Source organism: Oleiphilus sp. HI0117, from assembly GCF_001635235.1.
Window position 1 is genome coordinate 1 of record NZ_LWGA01000907.1, and the last position, 4,257, is coordinate 4,257.

At 46.6% G+C, this 4,257-nt stretch carries 3 protein-coding genes; all 3 read right to left on the reverse strand.

What is annotated here, in order from left to right:
* Positions 1-34: 34 nt before the first annotated feature.
* On the reverse strand, positions 35-1,888 hold the full coding sequence (locus A3757_RS16085) for a DUF294 nucleotidyltransferase-like domain-containing protein (RefSeq protein WP_068552977.1): 1,854 nt from the start codon (positions 1,886-1,888) through the stop codon (positions 35-37).
* Between the two features lie 35 nt (positions 1,889-1,923).
* The gene (locus tag A3757_RS16090; protein ID WP_068552976.1) at positions 1,924-2,415 is read right to left on the reverse strand and encodes a hypothetical protein; all 492 of its coding nucleotides are present in this window, start codon (positions 2,413-2,415) and stop codon (positions 1,924-1,926) included.
* A gap of 129 nt (positions 2,416-2,544) precedes the next feature.
* A partial coding sequence (locus tag A3757_RS16095) for a sodium:solute symporter family protein (RefSeq protein ID WP_068739923.1) occupies positions 2,545-4,257 on the reverse strand: 1,713 nt, incomplete at its 5' end.

Here is a 4,257-nt window from a genome sequence, read left to right on the forward strand (position 1 = left end):
ATACCAATTCCGTTTTTTTAACCAGTATTGAAGCTTATATAGAACCATGACCAAACCGCATTTTTAACAAGCGCTGACTTTCAGCAACAACCGAAAACGCACTTTTAAGCTGATGCCTCAACAAAGGAGATAACTCATCCGGGTTTAAGTGGTTTGTCGCTGGCTGCGACAGCATCATTGCCCTACTCTGACTATCCAAACGCAAACGAGCAATAAACTCATGAGCATCTCTTAGGTTGCTCGCTTCGGAGGCAGAGAGTACTTTTGCACTTTCCAAAGCTTGTAGCCGGTTACTGGTATTTACCTCTTCAATTCCTTTCATCAAGCAGTACAAACGAACCAGGGCAACAATCGGCACGGTGCCCCGTAGTTTTAGATCCAATACCGGGTTGTGATTGCCATCTTTCTCTAGCACAAAGGTTTTGAAAAAGCCTAAAGGCGGTGAGGTCTGAAGCGCATTTTCTGACATACATGCCTGAAAGATGGTGTTCTTTTGAGCCTCCTCCAATACCAAGTTACTTAAAGACTTCGTCAGCTCACGCTTGCCAGCAACGTGGCGAATATCATAAAAAATACTGGCATGCATTAGCGCCTTGGGTTCAGGCTGACGGATCCAGCGAGTAAAGTACTGCTTCCAAACCTCTAAAGGCTGACGCCATTTATCAGTCTGCGCCATCACCTCTCCCGGGCAATATTTCAAACCTGATTTGTCCAGGCCTTCATTTACGAATTCAGCAAAGCGTTTAAAGTAATCTTCCATTTCCTGTGTTGCAGCATCATCGAGAATCATACCGTTATCTTGATCTGAGCCAAGCATCTGATCTTGTCTAGCCTGTGAGCCAAATACCACCCAGGCGTATTCGCATGGTTCATCTCCAAAAGTCTGTCGAGCAAGGACAATCAGCTGACGAGTTATGCTATCGGTGATCGAGGTAATGATCCGGCCAATCTCATCGGCTCTAACATTGGCGCGAATAAGCTTGCAGGTCAGTTCAGGCAACTGTTTACTGAGTGAATAAAGCGTATCCCGGTTACTGGCTCGGTTAATTGCCTGAATCATATAAACCGGTTCACTATTTTGAGCACGGATAAAGTCATTCAGCGTAATAATTCCAACCGGTTTCGCATTCTCGACAACGGGAAGATGATGGATATTCGCTGTCATCATAGACAGCTGTGTTTCATACACTGTTTGATCGGCTTTTATCGTTCTCAGGCTTGTACTCATTACTTCAGAAACCGGAAGCTGAGGGTCGATTCCTTTAGCTAAAACACGAGAGCGAAGGTCTCTGTCCGTCAATATCCCACACAATTCCCCCTCATCCAAAAGCAAGATAGAACTCACTTTTGCGTCGGACATCTGCAAGGCAGCTTCTTGAATACTGGTCTCTTTCGATGCACACAAAGGCGACTTAACCATCAACTCCGACACCAGCTGGTTGAGTCGGTAATCTCTATACGCCGTGGCGTCGTGACTCGCCTGTTCAGTGATCTGCAAAGACTTATCAGTCTCACGGGAGAAAAACAGCGCAAAGGTATCGTTCTCGGTCGACAGTCTGTCTATAAAGCTCTTTGGCAGGCAATAAACCAGGCTGTCTTCGAGGTAAGTTAATTGAGTTGTGGTGGCGTCAGGCCTTTGTTCACCGCCAACACCATAGATATCACCGCTACTTAAGCGGTCTAGAAATAGACCTTGAGCGTCTTTGAGCTCGACGCTGCCAGAACGTAGTAAGTAAAGTGTTTCATCAAGGCCTTGTTGTTGTATCTCGGTGCCTGCTTTCTCATAGCAAATAGATAACTTCTTCAGGCACAGCTCTAGCGCAGCATCCCCTAACGCACTAAAAGGCGGGCACTGTGATAGAAATTGTTTCTTATCATCTAGCTCCATAAACTTATGACCCTGTATTCAAACGGCGCAAGCCTCTACCAATCATCTCTGGGAAAAATCGTGTCATACTGGAAAAACGTTGTTTCTGTGCTGCCGTAAAATGTGGTCGAATTTGCTAACATCGCCACTCGTAATTCATTCTTATCATCAATTGGGCCTTGTAGTGAGATAGCCCACTGCTCTCCCGCATCATCTGATTTTTCTAACATTAGCGGCTGAGCATCTTTATTTTGTTCACTAACCAAAGCAACTTGTGCTCCCTGTAAAGGGTGATTTGATCGCGCTTTTAGAACTGGCTGACTACCGCCAGTTTGTACCAGCTGAAACTTAACTTCTAAATCCCCATTTCTAAAGGTACATTGCCCGCTCTGATAACGACAGTTAGACCTGGCCACCATGGCATAGCTTTCACCCTGTGCAGCGCTTTCAGGAATATCCGAAACAATATAGTCCGTCGCAAAATAGCTCACAATCGCGAGCAAGGGTGCAACCACCATCGCTGTCGTCATATGTTTGTTTTTAAACATTTTTATTCTCCATCTATCATCAAGTGAAGGAAAAAGGGGGAAGCCTAAACCGCAGACTTCCCAAAAAAATCTTAGCGCCGCAACACGACCAGCGCCAAGAGGCCACAATATCAATTCTCATTCACTAACTTAGTGCGCATGCGCTTCACCAGCGCCAGCCGGTACACGGATATGTTCAACCAAATCTTGAACATGCTGTGGAGGCTCAACCGTCAATTTCGACACAGCAAAGGCAACGGTAAAGTTAACCACGGCACCGATCGCACCAAAGGCGTTCGGCTCAATTCCCAAGAACCAGTTAGCTGGCATATCACCTAAGAAAGACGTACTAGCCACAAACATGATTCCCTTGTGCTGGAAGACGTAAAGCAGTGTCACACCAATCCCGGAAATCATACCCGCGATTGCACCTTCCTTGGTCACCTTCTTGCTAAAGATACCCATCATTAAGACCGGGAAGATCGAAGAGGCTGCCAAGCCAAAGGCTAAGGCGACGGTACCCGCGGCAAAGTCTGGCGGGTTAAAGCCGAGATAGCCTGCAAAGGCAATGGCTCCTGCCATGGCAACCCTACTCGCCATGAGTTCATTCTTTTCTGAAATGTCAGGCCTAAAGACACCCTTGAGTAAGTCATGTGATATTGCCGAGGCAATAGCCAGCAATAAGCCTGCAGCGGTCGAGAGTGCGGCAGCCAAACCACCCGCTGCAACTAAGGCAATAACCCAATTAGGCAACTGCGCGATTTCCGGATTAGCAAGAACCATAATGTCACGATCCACTTTCACCATTTCATTTGTTTCTTTGTTAGACGTGTATTGAACCTTGCCATCCCCATTCTTGTCTTCAAACTTCAACAAGCCTGTTGTTTCCCACTTTTTGAACCAATCAGGACGCTCGTCATAAACAAGGTGCTCGCCTTTAGCAGGTTCAATAGTATTCATTAGGTTCAAGCGTGCCATCGCTGCCACAGCAGGTGCAGTCGTATAGAGAATGGTAATGAAGACTAGCGCCCAACCAGCAGACGTTCGCGCATCCTTCACTTTAGGAACCGTAAAGAAGCGTATAATCACGTGAGGCAAGCCCGCCGTACCAATCATCAAAGACATGGTATAAACAAACATGTTCGTGGTACTGAGCCGAGCCTGTGTGGTGTATTCAGCAAAACCGAGTTCCGAGACGACTTGATCGAGTCGATCAAGCAAGAAGGTTTCACTACCCACCATAGTACTGCCCAATCCAAGCTGTGGAATCGGATTTCCGGTTAGGTGTAAAGAAATAAAGACAGCCGGAATCGTGTAAGCAAATATCAATACGCAATATTGAACAATCTGCGTATAGGTAATGCCCTTCATTCCGCCCATGACGGCGTAGAAAAAAACAATGCACATACCGGTTAACAAGCCTGTTCCGTAATCCACTTCAAGGAAGCGGGAGAAAGCGACACCGATACCTTTCATCTGGCCGATAACATAGGTTACCGAAGCTACGATCAAACAAACCACTGCGACAATACGAGCAGTTCTAGAGTAGAAACGGTCGCCAATAAACTCTGGTACGGTAAACTTACCAAACTTTCTTAGGTAAGGTGCCAAGCACATTGCCAGCAATACATAACCACCTGTCCAGCCCATTAAGAAGACCGAACCGCCATAGCCATAAAAAGCAATTAAACCCGCCATTGAGATAAACGAAGCGGCAGACATCCAGTCAGCAGCGGTTGCCATTCCATTTGCAACGGGGTGAACACCACCACCGGCCACATAGAATTCTTTGGTAGACCCGGCACGCGCCCAGATGGCTATGCCAATATACATAGCAAATGTAATACCCACCACGATATAAGT